The 22,815-nt window shown below is 44.1% G+C and carries 22 protein-coding genes; 3 read left to right on the top strand and 19 right to left on the bottom strand.

The features are described from left to right. Positions 1-423: 423 nt before the first annotated feature. The 15 genes from G358_RS33360 to G358_RS0128415 all read right to left on the bottom strand — a co-directional run bounded on the left by G358_RS33360 (position 424) and on the right by G358_RS0128415 (position 14,508). Complete coding sequence (locus G358_RS33360; RefSeq protein ID WP_019640670.1) at positions 424-582, bottom strand: hypothetical protein; 159 nt, start codon at positions 580-582, stop codon at positions 424-426. Positions 583-765: 183 nt separating this feature from the next. Further along, a complete protein-coding gene (locus G358_RS0128485) occupies positions 766-1,767 on the bottom strand; it encodes a phosphotransferase (protein ID WP_019640669.1) in 1,002 nt (333 codons plus the stop codon). A gap of 1 nt (position 1,768) precedes the next feature. Then, entirely contained in the window at positions 1,769-2,902 is a 1,134-nt protein-coding gene (locus tag G358_RS0128480; RefSeq protein WP_019640668.1) for a glycosyltransferase family 4 protein, read from the bottom strand. 147 nt (positions 2,903-3,049) lie between these two features. Further along, the gene (locus G358_RS0128475; RefSeq protein ID WP_019640667.1) at positions 3,050-3,727 is read right to left on the bottom strand and encodes a succinylglutamate desuccinylase/aspartoacylase family protein; all 678 of its coding nucleotides are present in this window, start codon (positions 3,725-3,727) and stop codon (positions 3,050-3,052) included. A 962-nt stretch (positions 3,728-4,689) separates the two neighbouring features. After that, entirely contained in the window at positions 4,690-6,894 is a 2,205-nt protein-coding gene (locus G358_RS0128470) for an FtsX-like permease family protein (RefSeq protein WP_019640666.1), read from the bottom strand. Continuing rightward, positions 6,884-7,651: an ABC transporter ATP-binding protein gene (locus tag G358_RS0128465; protein WP_019640665.1), complete on the bottom strand. Its 768-nt coding sequence runs from the start codon at positions 7,649-7,651 to the stop codon at positions 6,884-6,886. The genes G358_RS0128470 and G358_RS0128465 overlap by 11 nt, the downstream gene beginning before the upstream one ends. A 101-nt stretch (positions 7,652-7,752) precedes the next feature. Further along, the gene (locus G358_RS0128460; RefSeq protein ID WP_019640664.1) at positions 7,753-8,763 is read right to left on the bottom strand and encodes a sensor histidine kinase; all 1,011 of its coding nucleotides are present in this window, start codon (positions 8,761-8,763) and stop codon (positions 7,753-7,755) included. Continuing rightward, the gene (locus tag G358_RS0128455; protein ID WP_019640663.1) at positions 8,760-9,422 is read right to left on the bottom strand and encodes a response regulator transcription factor; all 663 of its coding nucleotides are present in this window, start codon (positions 9,420-9,422) and stop codon (positions 8,760-8,762) included. The genes G358_RS0128460 and G358_RS0128455 overlap by 4 nt, the downstream gene beginning before the upstream one ends. Before the next feature lie 368 nt (positions 9,423-9,790). Further along, positions 9,791-10,333: an AAA family ATPase gene (locus G358_RS0128445; protein WP_019640661.1), complete on the bottom strand. Its 543-nt coding sequence runs from the start codon at positions 10,331-10,333 to the stop codon at positions 9,791-9,793. Positions 10,334-10,471: 138 nt separating this feature from the next. After that, a complete protein-coding gene (locus G358_RS0128440) occupies positions 10,472-10,894 on the bottom strand; it encodes a YkvA family protein (protein WP_019640660.1) in 423 nt (140 codons plus the stop codon). A 124-nt stretch (positions 10,895-11,018) separates the two neighbouring features. Beyond that, the gene (locus G358_RS0128435) at positions 11,019-11,468 is read right to left on the bottom strand and encodes a DUF2269 family protein (RefSeq protein ID WP_019640659.1); all 450 of its coding nucleotides are present in this window, start codon (positions 11,466-11,468) and stop codon (positions 11,019-11,021) included. Between the two features lie 315 nt (positions 11,469-11,783). Further along, positions 11,784-12,662 (bottom strand): EamA family transporter RarD, encoded by an 879-nt coding sequence (gene rarD, locus G358_RS0128430; RefSeq protein WP_019640658.1) that lies wholly within the window; start codon positions 12,660-12,662, stop codon positions 11,784-11,786. A 116-nt stretch (positions 12,663-12,778) separates the two neighbouring features. After that, positions 12,779-13,624: a S1C family serine protease gene (locus tag G358_RS0128425; RefSeq protein ID WP_019640657.1), complete on the bottom strand. Its 846-nt coding sequence runs from the start codon at positions 13,622-13,624 to the stop codon at positions 12,779-12,781. Positions 13,625-13,790: 166 nt separating this feature from the next. Beyond that, the gene (locus tag G358_RS0128420) at positions 13,791-14,222 is read right to left on the bottom strand and encodes a MarR family winged helix-turn-helix transcriptional regulator (protein WP_019640656.1); all 432 of its coding nucleotides are present in this window, start codon (positions 14,220-14,222) and stop codon (positions 13,791-13,793) included. Then, positions 14,212-14,508 (bottom strand): transporter suffix domain-containing protein, encoded by a 297-nt coding sequence (locus G358_RS0128415; RefSeq protein WP_019640655.1) that lies wholly within the window; start codon positions 14,506-14,508, stop codon positions 14,212-14,214. The genes G358_RS0128420 and G358_RS0128415 overlap by 11 nt, the downstream gene beginning before the upstream one ends. 344 nt (positions 14,509-14,852) lie before the next feature. On the opposite strand from G358_RS0128415, the gene G358_RS0128410 reads away from it, so the two are divergent. Next, complete coding sequence (locus G358_RS0128410; protein ID WP_019640654.1) at positions 14,853-16,829, top strand: ATP-dependent DNA helicase; 1,977 nt, start codon at positions 14,853-14,855, stop codon at positions 16,827-16,829. A 325-nt stretch (positions 16,830-17,154) separates the two neighbouring features. Here G358_RS0128410 and G358_RS0128405 read toward each other — a convergent pair whose 3' ends face one another. The 3 genes from G358_RS0128405 to G358_RS0128395 are packed head-to-tail and all read right to left on the bottom strand — an operon-like array spanning position 17,155 to position 20,196. Further along, positions 17,155-18,315, bottom strand: coding sequence for an NAD(P)/FAD-dependent oxidoreductase (locus tag G358_RS0128405; RefSeq protein WP_019640653.1), 1,161 nt, complete (start codon positions 18,313-18,315; stop codon positions 17,155-17,157). A 5-nt stretch (positions 18,316-18,320) separates the two neighbouring features. Beyond that, positions 18,321-19,052, bottom strand: a complete 732-nt coding sequence (locus G358_RS0128400; protein WP_019640652.1) for a methyltransferase domain-containing protein — start codon at positions 19,050-19,052, stop codon at positions 18,321-18,323. Further along, positions 19,042-20,196, bottom strand: coding sequence for a type III polyketide synthase (locus G358_RS0128395; protein ID WP_019640651.1), 1,155 nt, complete (start codon positions 20,194-20,196; stop codon positions 19,042-19,044). Before G358_RS0128395 ends, G358_RS0128400 begins: the two co-directional genes overlap by 11 nt. A gap of 314 nt (positions 20,197-20,510) precedes the next feature. Between G358_RS0128395 and G358_RS31060 the strand changes: the two genes are divergently transcribed. Both G358_RS31060 and map read left to right on the top strand, forming a co-directional pair. Beyond that, complete coding sequence (locus G358_RS31060) at positions 20,511-20,852, top strand: hypothetical protein (RefSeq protein WP_240480120.1); 342 nt, start codon at positions 20,511-20,513, stop codon at positions 20,850-20,852. A gap of 5 nt (positions 20,853-20,857) precedes the next feature. Then, positions 20,858-21,607: a type I methionyl aminopeptidase gene (gene map, locus G358_RS0128385; RefSeq protein ID WP_019640649.1), complete on the top strand. Its 750-nt coding sequence runs from the start codon at positions 20,858-20,860 to the stop codon at positions 21,605-21,607. Between the two features lie 119 nt (positions 21,608-21,726). Here the strand turns inward: map and G358_RS0128380 are convergent, their stop codons facing one another. Further along, positions 21,727-22,362 (bottom strand): TVP38/TMEM64 family protein, encoded by a 636-nt coding sequence (locus tag G358_RS0128380; RefSeq protein ID WP_019640648.1) that lies wholly within the window; start codon positions 22,360-22,362, stop codon positions 21,727-21,729. Positions 22,363-22,815 lie beyond the last annotated feature (453 nt).

The raw sequence follows: 22,815 nt of genomic DNA, 5'->3' as shown, positions 1-22,815 counted from the left end.
CGGGCGTAAGCGCTTACATCGATTTTATTATTAAACCTATTTCCAAATCCTATGTAATCCTGTTTAAGACTATGAAAAAATGAGTCATAAATATGAAAGAACTTTACAATCAACAAACTCTGTGAAATTTCCTTTGTTACTTTTTCTAAGAATGAATTTATGTAGAGTTTGTTAAGTAATTTTATATACTAAATGGAATTAATAATTATGATTAATAATCTTATCAACACTTTCCACAATATTCAAGTATTTTCATAAGTTACATTTATCATGATGTGAGACAGTTTTTATTGGTTTAACACTTTTGTTATACTGGTGTAATTCTCAGTAGCCGGGGCAAATCGTTCGTTCCTCTTGTAACCCGTCGCTAAAACAGGTCGCCCTACTTGCAGAAACCACGTTAAACCATGTTTAAGTTTCACGCTATGTCAACCATCTCATATCGATCAACGTCTCCAGCGTAAAACCGGCGGAAAATGAAATGTGCTCGATGACAAGAATTTTAGCCGATAAACCTAAAAAGCCTGATTTATCAGGCTTTTTAGGTTTATTGAATGTATCCACTTTTGTGTCATTAGACATACTCATTATTTCTTAAGATTGTTTCATCTTACCCTTTATCTTCTGCTGCATATAAAATTGCAGTATCCTTCGGCATATTCCCTGCTTTCACTTGGCACGTTATGTTGACTTAAAATAACAGCCCTTGAGAATCATTAGCTAAGAACCGTTCTGGGCCCACTTTCTTTATTGTCCTTGTGTAGATCAATGTCTCGTTTCATATTCCTCTAAATTTTGCAGAAATGAGCTAATTCTTCGCTCACTATCAAGTGCCCACTTTAGCCGACTTTCTGTAAACGGAATTCTCTTGAAGGGGGTAAGCACTAAATAAGTCGAAAACGGAAAACGCAACCAGACACGAATAAGCTTATAATCAGTTTTTTTCAGTTTCTCCACCTCGCGGTAACCATCCAAAATTGCTTTTGCGATCGAAAAATCCCATCGGTAATCCTTGCAGGAATTATAAATAACCCGATATAAATCATAAGCGCGTAGATCGACATGCAAAGTTTCGAAATCAATAAGATACGTCCCGTTGCCATTCAGAATAAAATTACTAGGCCCCCCATCCCCATGACACAAGACACCGTTTTTTCGGGGACTTTGTCGGTAAGACTCATATCCGCTGCTTCGCAACAATGCTTTCGCTTGGTTTGCATAACGCAGAATCTCTGGTCCATGCCGTTGGATAAATCGACTAATAGGAAGACTAAAGCTATTTGTTTTTGCTTTTGCAATCTTTTTTTGAATATATTGTTGCCGTGTATGCAGTGTGGAATACCACGTTCCAATCTGGCTGTGGGAAATATCTCCTTTAAGCGCGCTTTGCCCAGCTTTATGAAACCTGGCTAAAGCAATACCACATGCCCGCATATCTGCTAGTGAAAGTGGAGAAGGTTCTCTCCCCGAAATCCAAGGCGTCAGTACGAAGAGCTCTCCCTTTTGCGAAATTGCATAAGGCTTTCGGCCTTCCGGGTTTTGTGGATTACGCCAAGCGAGGAGTAGACCATTACGCTGGACGTGCATTAACATTCGATCAATCCAGCGTAACCGTGCAGTCTGTTTAGTCATACGCTTCAAGCTGAATTTTCGTCCGTCTGGAGTTACAATTCGATATATTCCTCCACGAATAAGTTTTTGTGAACTTGCCTCGATCCCAAACTGTTTCACGATCTTTTTAACATGGGTAGTAGAATATTCACTCATGCTATGGCCTCCCCAACTTCAAGTCCGAAAATAATGAAAGGTATTTTCTGGCGATTACAGGCCATTTGTACTGGGCTGCAGTAGTACGGGCATTGATTACTCGCTTTCTTGCTTGCTCTGGATTATTCCAAAATTCCTTGATGGCTCGGGCAATGTGAGCGCTATCAATAGAATGAATAATCTTGGCGTTTTGGGAGGTTACAAATTCCCTCATGCCTCCAGATGTTGTCGAAATAAGCGGAACACCGTTTGCCATAGCTTCTAGTGAGACCAAGCAGAACGATTCCTTTTTGCTAGGATTAATAACGGCTCCATAAGAACCGTACATCTGTTGAACTGTTTTGTAGGGGTTTTTTTCGGCCCAATGAATTCGCTTCACGACTCCAGCTTGTTTTACCAAGGTTCGCAGCTTGTTTCTATAACTCGCTTTGCCGCTACCGACAATAGTTAGATGCACTTTTCTATTTTCCTGGGCTAAAAGGCCAACCGCTTTAATTAAAGGCTCAACTCCTTTTGACGGAATCAACCTTCCTACATAAAGCAATTTGTGCGAAGCACCTATTGATGAACCCTTCGAGACAGGAGCAACGCCGTGGGGAATGACAATCATTTTCTTTCCATCAATTCGAGGATAAAGTCTTTTTGTTACTTTGGCCTGCCAGCGGCTCGGTACGATAATTCGATTTGCAATGCGTATAAGTGTTGTCTGTTGTTTACCATGAATTGATGAAATGCCTTGTGATGCCAATGAATGACAGGTGTAGACGATAGGAAGATCAAAACGGTCACCTGCTAACTTGGCAGTATCCGCAAATTCCGTACTATGCACATGAATAATATCAGGCTTGACTCCCCCTTTAGCGAATGCGCTCTTTATGATGGCTTCGGCTTTGAATGATTGCTTGGCTCGGTTAAAGTACTTTGTATTTTTTGGGAATCTGAAAATGCACAAATTGCTATTAATATTTGAAATCGTTAATCGATCCGAATTCTCGGGGCACAAAACCGTTACTTTTGCGCCAAGTTTGCTCAACATTCTCGTGAGCTGGGTTGCGACGATCCCGAGTCCACCAACAATTTTAGGTTCAAACTCATTTGACATAACCCATACTTTTATTTTACTCTCGTCCCCCATTATCCCCCTCCTAAGTGATGAGTTCTAAATACATATTATGTTACCTGATCATTTTGGTTAGTTAATTAATGTATTTGCATAGGCCCAAAGCTGAACTGGATTTGATAAAATCATTTAACTAAAGATCTCTTCCTGTTAGCCTCAAGATTACATCAGACCAGCTTCCCGTATGAAGTGCTGTACCATTTGCATTTGATATTGAATCCTTGTATTCATTTTCAGGCTCCAGCATGTTTCAACTGTTACCGCTTTCGCATGAATACTCTCGGCCGCTGCGGTACGAGAAGAGCCTTTAAGTTTGTGCAGTCGAATGTGAAACCGGTGTGAAGGACGATTAACAATCTTGTTCATTTGTTTGATGATTCTCCGGACTATGGGAACAGAAGCGTTTCCTGGGTTCGTGATTAACGTTTGACCGAGTACATCTTTGCTTTTCGATGATAAACCGTTTGCTTCATGAAGATCCAGATACCAGGCTGGTTTATAGTTTTGCATGATAATAAACAAAGCACGGGACATCTCCTGGGTTGCTTTTCGGCTCTTGCTGCGTGGAAATGTACGGTTCAGATCCGGTTTGCCCCGGACTCTCTTCTTGAAAGCGGGTTGATTTGCAACGGGGACTATAATCAGAGTCCCACGGTTGATTGTCAACTCCTGGTTTCTCAACTGCTTGACCAGTCGCTGAGCTGCACGAATACTACCCACTTCCTTGCCGTGGATGCCGGCCACGATCATAACTGTCGGGCCGGGTTGTTTGCCATGGAACAGGTGAAGCCATGTTTCATATGGTGTGCCTTTGGCGAGTTTTTGTCTTTGTGCCAGCATTAACATTCACCACCCCTGCGTAATATCCCAAGATTGGTTGGAGTACAGGCTGTAACCGGTGTCAGCAAATAGTAAAACTCTCACTACGTATAAAGTCCCCAGTTAAATCACAAAAACATTTCATACAAAGGTTGCGACTTAAAAATCCAATGAACTTATTTAAATTTCTTACGCAAACGACTATCTGAATCTTTTTACATTACTTAATACGATCCAATTCTATGCTGAGAATATTTCTGTAAAAGATTCTCCGGCGTACAAATAAATCTACGGATTTGAGCTATTGTCATTCTCATCACCTCCCTTTTGGAAGGTCATAGTAAGATATGTATATTCAAACTGCTTTGATTGTGCTTTTTACTAGTTTATAATTTTTTGGGTTTAACAATGGTAAAATGGAGCATACCCACTATACATCCTTTAACTACAACTACAGTATTTGAAATGGTGCTGTTAAAATAAAGTTATTTTTAGGTCTTTCTTGCCAACCATCCAATCGGTAATCGGAACATACTCTTGTACCGATAAAACAAAAAAGCCGCTATAATTGCGACTTTCAATGGGACTATGTTCTTGTCTCTCGACATGATACAAACATCACTACCCTTATTTACTTTTATCCATGTTATTAACTTTAATCACTAGTTTTTAACGAATCTATTAGATTAAGTCGACATCAGCTTTGGTGCTATAAGATGTCAGGACAGTTTTTAGATTTTAAACTTGTGAAATAATGTACATTCTGTTATTCTATCGCCCTACTATGCACTTAACGGAATGTCAATAAATGTTCTAATCCCATCGTAGTCTGTTATTAAAGACATAATCTCACTATTATCAACAAACCAAAATTAATGGCAGCCATAATAATTAATAGCAGTCCTCATTTTCGAATTTAGTTAGCTAACCACTGTTTCGAATGAACAACAACTCGACGATGAAAGCATTGCGACCATCAATCATTATGCGATATTGCGTTTAAACAATATCCACGTACTTATAAAATAGCAAAGCAATAGCACCATAACTGCAGCCAGCGCCGCAACGCTGCTCGTCAATACACTCTGTATTCCGATATAAGCGGACAGTTCTGCGTAAAAGCTGTCGATCATGAAAAATATTAAAAGGATGTTGATTATCAAGGCCATCAGAATCGGTGTGCCGAACCAGATCCCCATTTGTTTCAAAATAATAAGGTTTAATTGCCGCTCGGATATTCCCATATTTCTCAAGATGCTGAACCTGTATTTAAAATCCGAAGAGTCTGAAAGCTGCTGCAAGGATAGCACTGTGAAGCAGATAATCAGCAGTACAACGCCTGTATAGTTCAGCATTGCCTTTGTAGTGAATCCTCCTGCTATACTGTCGTTGATCTGCATAGTGCTTAGTCTGATCTCACTAGAATTTCCTGTAATGTCATCAGCGGTACGAACAATTTGTTCAAAAAGAGTACTTAATTGTTCTGCATCCTTATAGGTCAGCGGCTCTGCAGTATCAATGAAGAACAATTGATTAGCAGGCATAAGATCCGCACAGACATTATCAGGAAGCACATATATAGCTTCAGTGTAGGAGTTATACATATAAGGCCCCAGATCATCCTGATAAAAGGGCACGGAGGATAAGATAAGGTCCGCCGTCTCTGCACGTAGCTGCCGATGCCCGCTTAAAAATCCGTGAATCCCTTTTGGATCAGCTAGCGCATTCCACTGAGTCGTAAATTCCTCTGCACCCAGCTGGGCAGGCTCCAGATTATTCATGCTTCGCAGATAGTTATAGTCTGATAGCGAGAGTGCCAGCATAGGGAACTGATATTTGTTTCTCCTTTTGAAATCTTCACGGTTAACGAAGTAGCTGGTGAATTCAAGGGCCCTATCGATTTGGATATTTCGGTGCTTCAAAAATTCGACCACAAAGCCATAGTCGGCCTGTGCTGCGTTCCCCTCGTATCGGATATTGTTGTACTGGCTGAACACTTGAACGTCATACTTACTTTTTTTCTCCAAATGACCGCTAATCCACCCCGTCATGACCGGCTCCAAGGCAAACAGAAATAGCGACAGCGTCAATACAAGACATGTGATGGACATGGTTTTGGATGTCGTTTTTAATTTGGCCATGATCTGTCCAAAGAGAAACAGATTCTCACCGTTATATGTAAACCGGGGGTATTTCTCTTTCAAATAGGCTATCCAGCGGTTCAGGAAGTAGAAGAAGCCGCAAACATTGAACGCCACGAAAAAAAAGGCAGTTGCAATTTCAACATTCGAACTTACGGTTAAATGTGGGCTTCGGGATACCTGAAAAGAAAATACAATGCTAAGAATACCAAGAGTCATCAGAGTTCCCAACAGGCCATTGAAGCCCAACCGCTTGGGAAGGCCTCTCCCGAGTCCAAAATATAATACGGATAGGACCATTACAGCCGGGGATAAAATGCTGCCGTACAGAGATATTTGGAGGCTTTCGGGCAAGTGGGCAGAGTAGAATTCCCGGAAGATATAAATCCCCCGGAACAGCATTAATACTGCCGTGGCGGTGGCCAAAATGACCCAGACAGGCATCCATGCGCTTCTTTTGTAATCTGTTTCCACTTTCTTATCGGCTTGCAGCATATCAATAATCTTGATTCTTCGAATGGAACTGATGTTCAGGCATCCGATCAGGACAAATGCCGAACCAAAGAACAATAGGGTTAACAACAGTGTGTCGGTATATAGTGGAAATGTAAATTGGAAGGGCTGATCATAGGCGCTTAGCAGCATAGCCGTGATTAATTGAGAGAGAAAGCATCCCATCATGATCCCAAAGCTGACCGCAATCCCTCCCATGGCAAGTGTCTCTACAAAAAAAAGCCTCGCTGTAGTCTTTTGCTCCATGCCCAAAATGGTCTGAATTGCAAATTCTTTTTGTTTCCGATTAATCATGTAATCATTTACGTATTTAATCAGAAATAAGAGAATGGCTGTAATCGCCAGTATAGGCAAAGTCATATCCCCGCGGACCGAGGTGAATGTGAATTCCTCCCCCAATGAGGGATTATAGTGACGGCTTGATAAAGCCATAAATGCATAGAACAGCCCGACACAGAAAATCAGGGTGACCATATAGATCAAATAATCTTTTTTGGAGCGCTTGATATTCCGCAGGATCATTTTAGCGTACATCGATCAGATCCCCCCCAAGCAAAGCCATCACATCCAGTATCTCATTGAAAAACTGCTTCCTGGATTTAGTGCCGCGATAGATTTCATTAAATATCCGCCCATCTTTGAGAAAGAGCACTCTTTTGGTATAACTCGCAGAGAAAGCGTCATGGGTTACCATCAGAATTGTGGCGTTCAGTTGCTCATTCATGCTTTGTATCGTATCCAGCAGCATTTGCGATGATCTGCTGTCGAGCGCTCCGGTCGGCTCATCGGCAAGAATAAGCTTAGGATCGTTCACCATCGCCCGTGCACAGGCACAGCGCTGCTGCTGCCCTCCCGATGTCTGATAAGGAAATTTATGCAGAATATCGTGTATGCCCAACTGAACAGCGATTTTCTGAACGCGCCCACCTATTTCATCGACGGATGTCTTGTTGATCGTAAGCGCAAGAGCAATGTTCTCACCAATGGTCAAGGTATCCAGCAAATTGAAATGCTGAAATATAAACCCGAGGTTCCTCCGGCGAAAACGTGCTAGCTCGCTTTCCGGTATTTCCGTCAAGTCAGTATCCATAAGATAAATGTGACCCGCACTAACTGTATCAATTGTAGAGATGCAATTCAGGAGCGTTGTTTTTCCCGATCCGGATGCCCCCATAATACCAATAAATTCTCCCTGTTTGACCGTGAAACTGAGATCATCGATTGCCTTCGTGACAGAAGGACCGTTCCCGTAATATTTCTCTACATGTTCGATTTTCAGTAACTCATACATCTTTTTTCACCTCCACTCGAGTGTACATTGGGCAGGTAAAACAATGTATCCTGAATACTTTCTGAAATCTTTCATCTTTGAAAGATTTCAGTTCATGTCCGCTACACCTTGGTGAAGCTTCCTTTCGGAAATTTTAAGATAATAGAAGTGCCTTCATCTGGAAAAGATGCCGCCTCCACATATATTCCCAGCTTATCGCATAAACGCTTGCATATATATAAGCCCATCCCCGTCGATTTCTTACGGATCCTTCCATTATCGCCGGTAAAGCCCTTGTCGAATATCCGGGGTAAATCGTTCTCACTAATGCCTATACCATTGTCTTTTACCGTGAGTGCCAAGCCGCCCAAAATCGGAACGACTTGAAATCGAATTTCCGGAGAATGCTCGTTTCGATACTGCACAGCATTTGTAACCAGTTGCTTCAAAATGAACTCCACCCATTTACGATCTGTGTAAACAGTATAAGATGAAGACTCTACGTTAACATGGACATCATTCCTGAGCAAAATCTGTTTATTATCGGCAATCGCTTGATGAATCATATCGGTAACCGTAACCTCTTTCACTAGAAAACCACGTTCAGCCTCATCGCTGCGGGCATAGTACAGGGCCTGCTCGGCATACAGATCGATTTTTTGCAGTTCGGAAAGCACTTTCGATGATAGTTCCGACTTATTATTGGCACATATAATCTGAATGGCGGCGATCGGTGTTTTCACCTCATGAATCCATTGCTCAATGTAATCTTTGTACTCTTTCCGATCACGTTTCGTTGCCGATACTTGTTCCAGCATAGATTTGTTGCATGCTTTCAATATTTTGAAATAAGCCAAGCCTTCATTTGTATCCGGAACATCCATAACTTCCGACAACAAATATTTATGTTCAAGCTCCTCGAGCAGAGCAAACGTCCGGCTAATTCTTTTGTTCTTGCCACGGTAATCGAGAAAGCTATACATCACTGCACCAGCAAGCCACACCAAAATAATCAATAGGATCTCTTGAAACTGAATGTTGAGCGTGTGAAGGAACAAGGTCAAAGCCAACATGCCTAAAACATTCAGTACGCCAACTAATAGCTGATCCTTAAGATATTGGCTTTTCTTCATACTTTGTATCCTTGCCCATATTTAGTCTGAATCAAGTTATCGATACCAACCTGGCTGAGCTTGCTGCGGATCCTTGTGATATGAACACTCAAAGCATTATCATCAATATACAATTGATTATCCCATAAATATTCCACCAGGTCGGCTCTGGGGACCATTTGTCCCTGATGCTTGAATAGGTAGGTTAGTATCTTGCTTTCATTTTTTGTTAACTCCACACTCTCACCATGATAGTAAACTTTTCCTGTGTCCGAATAGATGTAGACATCCTTGTAGGAAAGGTAGTCTTTATTCTCGTTAGGGTAAGCACGTCTGAGCAATGCCGTAATGCGTGCAAGCAAAATAGAAGCATTATAAGGCTTGGTAATAAAATCATCTCCGCCTCTCATAATACCGTTTAATTCATCCATATCCGTATTCCGGCTTGTCACAAAAATAATCGGAATGCCCGATTCCTTGCGTATTAGTGAGCAAAGCTTAAAACCATCAATCCCAGGTAAGTTGATATCTAATAGAATCAAATTCGGAGTCTCAGACGCAACTTCTATATGGATATTAGAGAAGTGTACCGGAGTACATACCGAATAACCGTTAAACGTCATCAGTATCGATAACTCTTCACGAATCGTCTCATCATCTTCTACAATCATAATCTTCATTGATAACCACCTCTTCATGCAAGATTCCCAGATGCTTCCGGACTAATAAATATCCGGCATACAGCTCCTGGAAAGTCATCAAGCTGGACATGAAAGCAATCCATATTCCGGCAATATTTCTCTCGGTACTAATATGCTCTTCTCTACATATTGACTCAAGTTGAACCACGCAGTCAATTGCATTTTTGGCATCTTCTGGAGGATCTCCGCATTCTCGGATCAAGCCCGCAATATAATCGAGAGATTCCTTACCCCGCTGATAGAGTCGATTCCAAAGCAACATTAGAACTTATTTAACAACAAAAAGCCGCCATTTTGGGCGGCAAAGTGCGCATGGATTGAATTTATCGTTCCGGTTAGCGAATAGCTTATGTTATCATTGCCTCATTTTGTAGTCTCTTGGAAATTTCATTCACCGTCTCTTCAGGGGACAAATCAGATGAATCCAACCATAATCCTGTACGTGGAGTTTCATTTCGCAGCACGCGGTCTAACTCATCAACACTCCAAACGCCGTAGCCTTTCTTGCTGCGAGCAGCCTCTCTCGTTGCAACCACTGCAGAGTTTGGACAAAGAACTACTACATAAAATGGGCGGCTGCTAATATACGAGATAAAATCAGTAAGCAATGGTCCAATGACAACATCTTGAACAATAACTGTAAATCCCGCCTTTTGGTACAATTCCGCAGACTGAGCGGCTAACTGATATCGTAGCCTTAACTGATCAAACTCGTCACTTCCCGAATCTGGATGAACCTCTTTGCGATTATTTACAATCATTCTTCGAAAAATGTCTCCACGTAAATGCACCGATTTATCGAATTGTTCAGAAAGCAACTGCCCTACTGTCGATTTACCGCTAGCCATTATCCCTGTAATTAATATAATGCTTGGATCTTCCACTACCATACAATCACCATCCTCGAACATAATACATTAACATGATATTTGAAATGAAGACAACGATAAAAGGTCATCTTTAGTTATATTCATTTATTACGATCTCTTGCTCGTTATTTCAATAACCAAAGAAGGTACTGTTCCCCGTTACTTCAACAGTCCATAGATATACCAACCACTCCATACTGCTAACGCAATCCAAACGGCTATTATAAGTGTACCTGTAATCCAATTGTTAGGTTTGCCTAATTTTCTTTGTTCCTCTGCCTTTGTTCTGTATTCTTCAAGCACTTCTCTGGGAAACAGTCGTAAGGCTATGTAAACACCTAATGGTACAAGAATTAAATCATCAAGGTATCCAAGAATCGGTATAAAATCTGGTATCAAGTCTACAGGGCTAAAAGCATACGCAACAACGCAAATTGCAAATATTTTCGTAAATAAGGGTACTCGTGGGTCACGATATGCCAAATACATTACCATTAAGTTTGCTTTGAGTTTCTTTGCCATCGTTTTCAATCTATTTAATAATGATGGCTTTGTTTCATTCACTTTAGTGTCTATTGTCAATTCACCTACCCTTGTGAAGGTCCAAATTACTGGAAATATCGGAAAGCACCTCTTTAATATACGCTATTAACATTGAACATCCTGCCCATTACTTCAACAAGCCAAAAAGGAAGCTTCCGTAAAGCTAGAATGGCTTAATAACCATAAGCACCAATATGGCAATCATCAGCATTTGTGCTGCCTTCTCGATGGGTATGATTTTTTTTATCATTAGTCCGAACTCGGCGGGTATTTCATTACTCTGGTCTTGGCTATCAGATATGATCTTTTTCATCCGCGGCTCGATCCATCCGTCGATCATGACGACCATGAGCAGAAATAAAAGGATGGATACATTTAGCCACATTTGGGATAACCCCATCTTGGTTATTATCATCAGCCAAACCCCGGTTAAAATAAGTACGGCTCCGCCAATTTTAGGCATTATGGCAAGTTTGCTCGTTAGATCAAAAGCAAAGTGCAGCTGGCCGACGGTTCTAGCGGATCTGCGAATGATGGGCATCACGAAAGCAGGGCCAATGATGGCGATCAAAGCCAATATATGCAAAACGAGCAGTAATTCAAACAAACCCATTCCCCCCTTCTCCTCAGCGCACTGTAATATTGCTTTGATAGGATAGACCGACCCTTTTTCTTTTAAACGCTCCTCCGAGCTCAAGATGGTCCAGCATACAAATTGCGACATCGTCGTAAGCAACATTCAGCTCTTGAAGTCGGCTGAACAAGAGTGGATTGAATGTAAGATCATTATTTAAAAATTAACATAACAAAATTTTGGCGTTAGCGCTACAATCAGTCAAGTTTCCGTTAACCCCAAACAGAAAACAGCCATTCCTCCCCTGCGGACGGAAATGGCTGTTATGTCGGTACCGAGTGGATGTGTTTTTCGTCAATGCGCCTTGGCGAATTTCGTGCCGCGAACCGATGCCGCAGCGTATACGACAAGCGCTGTCCAGATGAGCGCGAAGCCGGTGAGAAGAATCGGCGAGACCGATTCCTTGAACACGAATACGCTAAGTAACAGCATAATCGTCGGCCCGATGTATTGTACGAAGCCGAGCGTGGACAGCGCCATCCGGGCTGCCGCTCGCGCAAAGAAAAGCAGCGGTAGCGCTGTTACCACGCCGGAAAGAAGCAGTTCGACTAACGTGGACACAGGTAGCGTCCATGCCGTCGTCTTTCCCACTGCGGCCAAATAGATCCAGTAGCCGAGCGCAACAGGCAGGACTACAGCTGTCTCTGACAGCAAGCCTACAGAAGCGTCTTGTCCGATCTTCTTCTTCGCGAGGCCGTACAAGCCAAACGTCGCGGCCAGTGTGATTGAGATCCATGGGAAACGTCCGTAGTCGATGGCGATGATGAGCACAGCGGCGCCAGCGATGGCTATCGCAAGCCATTGGCCACGGTTTGGCTTTTCACGAAGGAAAACCACAGCAAGCAGCACGTTCAGTAACGGGTTCAAATAATAGCCGAGACTTGTCTCAACGACATGGTCGTTGTTGACCGCCCAGATGAAGATGAGCCAATTGGCAGCGATCAGCAGTCCGCTAGCGGTGAGCGACAGCAGGAGCGAGCGGCTAGCCGCAATCCGCTTCAAGTCACCCCAGCGACGCTGGACTGCGACGAGAATACCCATAAAGACGAACGACCAGACAACCCGATGTGACAGAATCTCGCCTGCCGGCACATCGTTAAACAACTTCCAAAAAAGCGGGAGAACCCCCCACATGATGTACGCAATAATAGCATTGACCAACCCGTTGTTCATAATCAAATTCCCTCTTCTCACTCCGGTGTCTTAACGGATTATACGCCTCGATCATCGTTTAAGTAAAGGGATTTTTATATTTTGACCCAAGTAAACTGCCAGTTAGCTTCCTGATACTATTGAAACATTATCTTTTCATATTTCTCCAAATAATCAATTGGAATAGCAAGACCTACAGTGATAGATTGGTCCCCCTGTGATGTAATTGTTGTGGCATACACTACTGCAATAACATTCCCTTTATTGTTAATAACAGGGCTGCCGCTGTTTCCGTTATGAATTGGTGCCTGTATCATGAGCATGGGAAGCTGGCGACTCTCTAATGGGGTTAATCCTAGCACTATGCCTTCAGTGGCGATTCGGTAGAATGCTAGCGGGTTTCCGATGACATGAATAGGATCGCCCTCTTGATAGGCTATCTCTGTTTCCAATTGCAGTGTAGGCAGGTTGTTCGCATTGTCTCTAATTTTAAGTATCGAGATATCGAGCTCGCTGTCACTTACGATAACATCTGCCGAATATGTTTTCCCATTTAAAAATTGGATAATGCCAGCCTTGTCGTCATCCAAAACATGTTGATTCGTAATAATGAGTCCGTTCGGAGCGATATTAAACCCTGTACCTTTCCGACCGCCGATACTAACATTGACAACGGCTTGCTTATATTGCTGGATCTGTTCATCTTGTGATAACTGTGCATCCTTTTTCAAAAACCGTAGTGTCAGTAGATTATAAATCTGTGGTATAAAAGCGATTAGATTACCGAGTAGCAGAATGGCCAGCATAACAATAATTGTTTTTTTGATCCATGTTCTTTTGGGTCGGTGATTCAACTCATCCTCTTCAATGTCATCCTCCAGATTCCAAAATTCTTCTTCCCATTCAAACGGGACATCGGTATCATTTACTGGATCGGCGGATGTTTTGGGATCATTCAGCTCATCGTTACGGATGGAAAACACCTCCCCGCTAATGAGAAAGAGAATAAAAACATTAATTCAAGAAGATTATATCAAACCATGGCAGACTGTGATCGGAAACCAATGGATAAACCTATAATCCCTAATTAGAGGTGGGAGTCTCTTTAGGGTGTTAATTACTTTTTTTTAAACTGAATTTCAATAATTATTATAGTTGATCAATTACTTTTGTTAACTTTTGAAGTGCAGATAAAAGGTTTTTTAGTTCTTCGGGTGATAAAATTGCATAATATTTTTCGGAAATTTGCTGCATAAATCTTTCCATTTCTTTTTTATAAATTAATCCTTTTTCACCTAATTCAACTAAAACTGTACGCTTATCTTCTAAATGTTGCTTTCTGTAAATATAACCTTCACTTTCGAGTTTTACTAACTGTTGGCTGATAGCACTTTTGGTAATTTTCATTTTATCTGCTAACTCTGTAGGAGTGGATGATGGGTGCCGAATAATTAATGTTAATAACGAATATTGCTGATTATTCAATTGGAAATTCGTATAGGCTCTTTCTTTTGTTTCAAGTATCAGCCATAGTTCTTCAAGTGTTTGATTAATTTCCTCAGGTAGGTTTTTATCTTTCATCTTTTTGTTTGTCACCTCTTCTTCTCCAGTTTTTTGGGTTTAGTTTGCTTTTATATTTGGTCACTAATTCTTTGCCCACAAAGGCTACACCTATCAAAAAAAAGATTTCTCCTATTACTATACATGCTGTAATAGCAGTGGCTTTTATGTGAGTTGGAAATGGGGTAAATGGTAAGATAACTGCAAATCCCCATAGTATAGGATAAAGGATAAGAAGCGCTATTCCAAGTTTAAAAAGGAATGGTTTCTTTTTCTTATCCCCGTTTAATACAATCTCTTTGTTCAATTTATACCCTCCGTTAATTTAGTATACTTAACTAAATCATAATACATGCTCTGTTTGATTTCAAGACTTCACAAAGCATTTACTAAAAATCAAGTTGTTATATTCAATACATTTCCTTTCAACCCCTACATTTAACGTATAGTAACCCTATATTTTAGCCCGTGAATATTTGGAGACATGTTCATTTCCAGCTTTACTATAAACAGTAAAAGTTTGATCTGCTGCTGCATCTCATGCGTGTACAAACCCGCTTCATGAGGAGAAAGACAGGTTGCCAAACCTACTCATTTATGAGATAATTTGAGTTTTGCTAATAAGAATATGATAATGTCGGAGGCGTAAGCGTGGAGCGATATCCTTTCTCCTATGATCCGTCAGAACCGTTCGTCAAGCAGGTCGGCGATTGGGTTGCGGATGTTTTTTATGATGTGTTGCCTGAACATGGATTTGATGTCCGTGATGAACAAATATTTATGGCTTACCAATTGGAAAAAGCCTATGCTGATCAGAAAACTATTTTTGCAGAAGCTGGGGTAGGCACGGGAAAAACACTCGTTTACCTGCTTTATGCAGTTAATTATGCAAGATATACACGTAAGCCTGCAGTGATTACCTGTGCAGATGAGTCGCTCATTGAGCAGCTTGTGAAACAGGAAGGAGATATAGCTAAGCTTGCCCGTTATCTGGATTTACAGATTGATGCGCGGCTCGGTAAATCCCCTGATCAATATTTATGTCTTAAGAAAATAGACGGCGTTCGTCTTCAGGATGAAGATGCGGCGGTTATTGAAGACCTGTATGAAAATCTTCCTGATTTTGTTCATTCCCCAGGAACGATGCAATCTTTTTACCCTTACGGCGATCGTAAGGAATACCCACATCTGAATGATGAACAGTGGAATAAGATCAACTGGGATTCGTTTCAGGACTGTTTTGTATGTGATAAAAGACATCGCTGCGGCATGACCCTATCTCGGGACCATTATCGAAAATCTACAGACCTTATTATCTGTTCCCATGATTACTACATGGAGCATGTGTGGACCTATGAGGGAAGAAAAAGAGAAGGTCAGCTTCCCCTCCTCCCTGAACATAGTTCAGTCGTCTTTGACGAAGGACATTTACTCGAATCGGCAGCACAACATGCCCTCAGTTATAAGCTGAAGCATAGTGCATATGAAGAGATTATTACTCGTCTTCTAGATGGAGAGATCAGGGAAACACTAGCCGAACGAATTGAAGATTCCATTGACCAGAGTGAGCTTGTGTTTTCTCTAGTAGCGGAGCAAAGTACAGCGATACCCGGTTCTGATCGAAAACGAATCCACATGGATGAGAAGCTTCTAAAAGAACTCAATCGCTGGAAAAATACTATTGAAGCTATTGATGAAGAATTGGTCTTTGAGAGTGGCCTGTACACGCTTGATGAATATAAGCTGCGTATCGTTGAAGAGCATCTGGATATGATTCAAACAGCACTTCATCTGTTCCGTGAGCCTGAAACCTACATTTGCTGGGCGGAAGAAAATGAGGATGGTACTGCAACACTTGCCATTATGCCGCAAACGGTCAAGGAAGTGCTGGAGGAACGGGTATTCGGACTGCAGATGCCGATTGTATTCTCTTCAGCAACCTTATCGGTAGATGGATCTTTTGATTACGTAGCGGGAAGTCTTGGAATCAGCGAATTTTTATCCTTTTCTGTGGACTCTCCGTACGATTACGAGAAGCAGATGAAGCTATTAGCACCAAGTGAACTTTTGCAAGATGGAGAGATTCAGAGAGAGGCTGCTGCGTCGAAGAAGCTGGCCCTGGCGGCCAAGCTGATCAAACGCACCGAAGGACGAGCTCTATTGTTATTCAGAACAATGAATGAGCTGCGCGAGTTTAAGCAAGCCGCTTCGCACCAGCCATACTTCGCATCCTATACTATGCTATATGAAGGTGACCGTGAGATTAGCAGCCTCATTGCTGAGTTCCAAAATACAGAGGAAAGCGTGCTCTGTGCGGCAAGCCTATGGGAGGGTCTGGATGTACCGGGACCTTCATTATCCAACGTTATTATTTGGTCACTGCCTTATCCACCGGAAGATCCTGTATTTATGGCTAAACGGGAAGCCGCTGATTCAGCATATGAAGAAGTAGATCTGCCATATATGCTGCTTCGCTTACGGCAAGGATTAGGTAGACTCATTCGCTCATCGACGGATCAAGGGACAGCAGCCATCTTGGATGCAGAAGTTTTGCTCAATCAGCATGTCAAAGATAGAGTGGTAGCAGTATTGCCGACTGGAGCTATACTTGAAGAAGAATCGTTGTAGAACTATACTTTTATCAAACGAGCTATAACGTTTGTACGACAACTGGCGGACAAGGCTGCACAGCTCATGCTGTATTTCGAACTGCAGGACAGCTTGGTCCGTCCAGTCGAACTGTTCACAAGTCATCTGGCTGAACGTGTTATCACCCCTTAATTCGCTCCCAAGTGAAAAAAGTTTTTTAGTAAGAGAATAAACTTTTTCAGAAAACTCACTTTTCTATACAGTAAACTATGTATACAACAAAAAAACCTCTCCCAAGTTCAACAAACTTAGAAGAGGCCATATAGCGGTTATCTCGTTCCATTGTTTTTAGTGAGCATCCCGCCTAAAATTCCAGCGGCTCCAGCGGTTTCAATCTTGTCGCTCGAAATAAATCGTTTGCCAATAGAGGCGCGAATCGGGCCGCGCTTGGCAGAAGCTGCTGAACGGTAGGCTTGCTCATGAGCCATTGCAGCAGGCTGCCCCATCTTAAAGGACTGGCGAATTCCTGCCGGATCGCCTGCGTATAGCACTGTTCCCATTCCACTAAAGAAACACTTCCCCGCAAAAAACCGTCGGCAAGCGGAGCGCATAATGCGGCCGAGCGCAGTGCCATGGACATCCCGTCACCGCACAGCGGAGCGATCGTCGCAGCAGCGTCACCTACTCGAGGAAGCCCGTTCCATGGCGATGGCTTATGCTGGAGATAGACAGGTGCGACAGCAGCTTGCGTATCGTGGACGGGCACAGCTGTTGCAAGCCGCTCGGCGAGTCTCCGGTTGCGCTGAATTGCCGCCTCCAGAATGGACAACACCGATTTGCCCGCCTTCACAAATTCGCTGCGGTTAAGCAGCGCCGCAGCATTCACGCTGCCATCCTCAACCGGACATAATCCTAAATATCCACCGTGGAAGAAATACATCTCAAGCACCGGCTCCATTTTTAAACCGGAATAATGAGTTTTAACGCCAATGTAGGCTTGCTGGCGCGAAGCCGCTGCATCCGGACGATGTCCTGCATTCTCAATCCGCGAATTCGCTCCCCAGGCCGCAATGACAGCTCTGGCATGGAACAGTTTTGTATCCGTTCCCTGCTTCGTTCGAACGGTATAACTTTTTCCCTGCTGCTCAATTCCAGTAACCGTTGTAGCTAGGTGCAGCTGTGCTCCAGTCTGCGTCGCGGCTGTATGCAACGCCTCATCCATCATGTATCGGCTAAGTCCCCAGGCCGCGCCAGGGAGCGGCAGCTCGATTTCACCGCCCTGCTCGAAAATGAGCCGGGCCCGTTCAATCCGCTTTGGATGAAGAGATACGACCGTCTCGGTTAATCCAAGCGCGTGCAGCGTGCTCTTGGCTTCTGGCGATAGGAATTCCCCACACACCTTGTGACGCGGGAAGGTCCGCCGGTCGATCAAAGCCGTCTCCCACTGCTTATCCGCAAGTGCCTTAGCGATACAGCTTCCCGAGATGCCTCCCCCGATAACGACGACATCCACATCATGATTCAATTCGATCAGCTCCGTCCGCTTAAATATGAATCAGGCTTACCGATTACGACTGTATAACGGAACAACGGCCTCCAGGAATACATGATCTGCTGGATCCCCATCGCCTGTTTAAGGCGTTTCCAATCCTGTGAGCGGAAGCCTTTGGCCACAGACAATGGGCCGTCATTCAAAATATACCTGTTCGATGTCATAGCCCGGGTAGCAAGCCATACCGCCGTCCAAGCGATCCAATGCCGATGGATATCATTAACGACAACGCCAAGCCGGGCCGCCCGCAGCATGCTTGTAACGGCAAGAGGCAGCTCTTCCTCTGAAAAATGATGCAGCAGCTGTGTGCCTGTCACGATATCCGCACTCGCCTCAGGGAGTGAAAACAAATTGCCGCGTATGACCTTAACACGCGGCTCATCAAGGTACAATTGGCGCGCTTCAGCGCAAGCTTCTTCCGTCAAATCGACCAGCGTGATCGCCAAGGCAACGCCTTGCGACGATGCCCAGTGCAGAACACGCCGATTCACATCACCGGAGCCTGCACCAACGTCTGTAATGGACAGTTGCTTCGGCTTGCCCGCCTTCCGCCACAATTGCTTAATTCCGTATAACGTTGGCACGCTTGCCGCGAACAGCCGATTCAAGCGGCGAAGCTCCCGTAACGCCTCACGAAGCTCCTCGCCGCCACTTGTGAAATCGTCCATAAGCTCAGCCGCCGATGCCCGCCGATGAAGCTTAAGAAACATAATGCGAATTCTCCTTACGGCGCTTAGATGGCACGCTGGAAGCAACATAAGTAATTTGGATCATCTCCGCCGTCAAACCTGGGCCGAAGGCTAACGCAAGTCCCGATGCCCGCTCCGTACCTTGCTCCTGCAGCTGTTCCCTCATCTTTTTCATGACGAACAAAATCGTGGCAGAGGATACATTTCCAATGTCTCGCAGGACACCGAGACTTGGCGCAACCTGTTCATCCCTCAGACCATATTTCGATTGCAGCGCTTCGACAATGCCTTTGCCTCCTGGATGAATCGCCCATAATTCGGGAGGCTCGTCATTACCGAGTTGCGCTATTTCTGCTGGAACATGATCGCCAATCAATCTCGGAATATTCGGGGACAGATATAAGTCAAACCCAACATTGCCGATCTCCCAAATCATATCATCTGCGCCCCCAGGCAGCAGTACCGAACGATCATCACCAAGCTGGTATACATGCTGATGCTGCGAGGATGCCACGCCGATTACGCAAGCTGAAGCTCCATCGCCGAAGAAAGAAGCGCCGAATAAAGCTTCCCGATCCCCGGAAGGCTGAATATGGAGGGTGCACAACTCGACGCACACAATCAATACGTTCGCGTTCGGATCTCCGGACACCAGCTGCTTCGACAAACATATCGCCTTCATCCCGGCAGCGCATCCGATGAAGGTGAGCGGGATTCGCATGACCGAAGGCACAAGCCCTAGCTCTCGAACCAAGGCCGCATCGATCCCCGGAAGGAATTGCCCGGTACAGCTAACCGTGATCAGATGCGTGATCTGCTCGGCATCCATCTTCGCATCCGCTAAGGCCGCTCTCGCCGCAGATAAAGCGAGGGGGACGGATTCCCGCTTATAGACCGCCATCCGATCTGCCGTCGACGGCACTTTCGAATGATCTTCTTGCGGCATATAACGGCATACCGCAGCTTCTTGCAGCAGCTCCGGCTCGCATGTATACCGGCTTTCGACACCGCATTGCTTGAATATTCTTCTGGCCCAACGGGCTGAATCCGGGTTACTGCTCAGCGCGTTAACGATTCGTCGTGCCGTATCAGCCTGGTCCATGCGATAAGGCGGCAACGCGGTGCCAATACCTGTGATAGCAATCATTGGTCTTACAGCTGCCATAGCATAATTGCCTCCTTAATATGCGTTTACGGCTTCAACTCCACAGTATCAAGTTCATTCCAAAGCCGTTCTCATCAGCTTACCCATCTTATGAACATGACAAAACCCAGCCCGATTTGGACTGGGTTTTAAAGTTATCTAATATTTAATGACTGTTGTGGGCAAACAGGGTCCATCCGTTTATGTAGGGCGTGGGCGCAACAAGCTTTATCCGAAAAAAACAGGCGAATCGAATCACTTGATCCTCGCCACCAAATAATATATATCGAACGGAGTCTGCAGTACTGCCCGCTTTGACGGTGGACGGCGGCAGTTTGCTTAAAGCGGAGTCGTTCTCCAGGCTGCTCCTGCGGAAGTGCATCCAGGATCCTTCCGTGTTTATTTTGCTTAAAACGGTTGCAGATAATTTTCATCACTTCCCGGGAAACCGATTCATCAAGCTGCTTGCCGATTTTCAGAAACGGATCTATTTGCCGTTTGTGGAAGTGATCCGTGAAGGAATCGGTTCCGACTCACCAGAGAAAACAGCTAATCTGATATTTGGCTCGCTTGTGGGCTACACAGCATTGAACATCCACCACGATATGCGTAACGAGATGGATGTGGATGGCATCGTCAATATGATTTTTTCAGGCATACAGGCAAAGGAGAGATAAATGGAATGGTCATCCTGAAATCGAGAGCAGAAATTGAAGAGATGAGAAAAGCCGGCCGAATTTTCGCTGCTTTTCACCAAGCAATCACAGGTATGATCCGGCCGGGTGTCACGACGCTCGATATCGAGTCGTTCGCGGTGCGATTCCTGAAGGAAAATGGCGCTAAGGCTTATACGATAGGCTACAACGGCTATCCGTTTGCGACATGTGCTTCTGTTAACGATGTCATCGCGCATGGTTTTCCGAACGGGAAGCCGCTCAAGGAAGGCGATATCGTTACAATCGACATCGTCGCGGAGGCGAACGGCTGGATCGGCGATTCCGCTTGGTCTTATGCGGTCGGCGAGGTGTCGGAAGAAGCCCGTAATCTGATGCGGGTAACGAAGGAATGCTTATATCTCGGCATCGAAAAAGCTGTCGTCGGAAATCGAATCGGCGATGTGATGCACGCGGTTCAAACCGATGCCGAGCGAAACGGATTCTCAGTGGTGCGCAATCTGCTTGGTCATGGCGTAGGAAGGGAAATGCACGAAGAGCCCAATTATACCCACGTCGGGAATCCGGGCAAAGGGTGCTGCTTGAAGGAAGGGTTGGTTTTTACGATCGAGCCGATGATCAATGCCGGAAAATCGTTAATGACGATGGATGCCGACGGATGGACGGCCAGAACCGCTGACGGCTCGCTTTCCGCACAGTACGAGCATACGGTCGCCATTACTGCGGATGGTCCGATTATATTGACAGCACAACAATAGAATACAAACTTTTTATACAACTAGAAATATAAAATAACCCCCTGGCTGAACGGCCAGGGGGCGCGCAATCATCATTGTTCAATTAATTAATATCTTGATCCAAGATTCTCTCCCCTGCTTTATTCCATCGTATCCGCGGGCTCGGGTGTTACAGCCGCCAAGGACGTGAAATATGCCTGAAACTTCCGGTTCAACCATAGGGAAGCTGCAATAAACAACGCTACACCAATAAGCTCGACGGGCTGGTGGATAAAATCGGATAGGTGCGTTCCGATATAGGAAATGCAGAATACCATCACTCCTTTGCCTAGTAAGACGGCTGCCGCAAAAGGAACCGTCCGCATTCGCGTTAATCCTGCTGCCATGTTAATGACGACGAACGGTCCTATCGGGAGCAGGCTTAAGAGAAAAACGAAGCTAAATCCGTTCCTCTGCGCCCATACCATGGCCTTCTGTACTTTCGGTTTGGCCGCCCAGCGCCGAATAAAGGGTGTATCCGATGCTTTGCGAATCAGCCAGAATGTAAGCAAGCTGCCCATTACGAGACCGATCCATGAATATAAAAAACCCAGCCACAGCCCATAGATGGCGGCATTAGCACCAACGATCACGATGGTAGGCAGTGGCGGGACGAAAGATTTCAGAAAAGTTAGCAGTATGCCGGGCAGGGGTCCCAGCGAGCGAAAACGTTCCAAAAAGAGTTCGATGTTTTGCTCCGTAAAATAATCCATTATACTAATCCCAGCGCCAAACATAGAATGTGATTCCTCCTATAACTCCAAGTAATATCATTATACTACAGGATCGCTATGTTTCCGGGCGCATATATTCGTTAATCACAAAGATAGGTTTGAAATAGGGACTTCTTCAGCCCTTATGTATTTGTTTTTATGTAAAAACAAGTTTTAGAGGCTGGGACAAAACCCTCCGCTAACGAAAAATAGCCGGCAAGCTTTTACGATGAGTAAAAGTTTACCGGCTTTCATTATTTTTGACGTAAAAAAGGACACCTTCTGATAAAATTAAGTTACCACACAAAATCCAATCAGAAAGAAGTGTCCTTATGTTTAAAGATTATAACATGAATCAATTGGTTTTGCCGCTAGATTTAGAAGTTAAATTACAAGAAAATGACATTGCTTTTTCGATCCACCATCTAGTCGACAGTATTCCACCCGATGCCCTTGATTCTTTCATCCATTCAAAAG

The sequence above is a fragment of the Paenibacillus fonticola DSM 21315 genome (assembly GCF_000381905.1).
Lineage (GTDB): Bacteria > Bacillota > Bacilli > Paenibacillales > Paenibacillaceae > Fontibacillus > Fontibacillus fonticola.
This window is presented reverse-complemented; position numbering and strand designations above follow the sequence as displayed.

Bases quoted from the DNA above. Each gene is read 5' to 3' on its own strand.
- G358_RS33360 (WP_019640670.1), bottom strand. From the start codon at position 582: ATGTCTAATGACACAAAAGTGGATACATTCAATAAACCTAAAAAGCCT.
- G358_RS0128485 (WP_019640669.1), bottom strand. From the start codon at position 1,767: ATGAGTGAATATTCTACTACCCATGTTAAAAAGATCGTGAAACAGTTT.
- G358_RS0128480 (WP_019640668.1), bottom strand. From the start codon at position 2,902: ATGGGGGACGAGAGTAAAATAAAAGTATGGGTTATGTCAAATGAGTTT.
- G358_RS0128475 (WP_019640667.1), bottom strand. From the start codon at position 3,727: ATGCTGGCACAAAGACAAAAACTCGCCAAAGGCACACCATATGAAACA.
- G358_RS0128470 (WP_019640666.1), bottom strand. From the start codon at position 6,894: ATGTACGCTAAAATGATCCTGCGGAATATCAAGCGCTCCAAAAAAGAT.
- G358_RS0128465 (WP_019640665.1), bottom strand. From the start codon at position 7,651: ATGTATGAGTTACTGAAAATCGAACATGTAGAGAAATATTACGGGAAC.
- G358_RS0128460 (WP_019640664.1), bottom strand. From the start codon at position 8,763: ATGAAGAAAAGCCAATATCTTAAGGATCAGCTATTAGTTGGCGTACTG.
- G358_RS0128455 (WP_019640663.1), bottom strand. From the start codon at position 9,422: ATGAAGATTATGATTGTAGAAGATGATGAGACGATTCGTGAAGAGTTA.
- G358_RS0128445 (WP_019640661.1), bottom strand. From the start codon at position 10,333: ATGGTAGTGGAAGATCCAAGCATTATATTAATTACAGGGATAATGGCT.
- G358_RS0128435 (WP_019640659.1), bottom strand. From the start codon at position 11,468: ATGGGTTTGTTTGAATTACTGCTCGTTTTGCATATATTGGCTTTGATC.
- rarD (WP_019640658.1), bottom strand. From the start codon at position 12,662: ATGAACAACGGGTTGGTCAATGCTATTATTGCGTACATCATGTGGGGG.
- G358_RS0128420 (WP_019640656.1), bottom strand. From the start codon at position 14,222: ATGAAAGATAAAAACCTACCTGAGGAAATTAATCAAACACTTGAAGAA.
- G358_RS0128400 (WP_019640652.1), bottom strand. From the start codon at position 19,052: ATGTTTCTTAAGCTTCATCGGCGGGCATCGGCGGCTGAGCTTATGGAC.
- G358_RS0128395 (WP_019640651.1), bottom strand. From the start codon at position 20,196: ATGGCAGCTGTAAGACCAATGATTGCTATCACAGGTATTGGCACCGCG.
- map (WP_019640649.1), top strand. From the start codon at position 20,858: ATGGTCATCCTGAAATCGAGAGCAGAAATTGAAGAGATGAGAAAAGCC.
- G358_RS0128380 (WP_019640648.1), bottom strand. From the start codon at position 22,362: ATGTTTGGCGCTGGGATTAGTATAATGGATTATTTTACGGAGCAAAAC.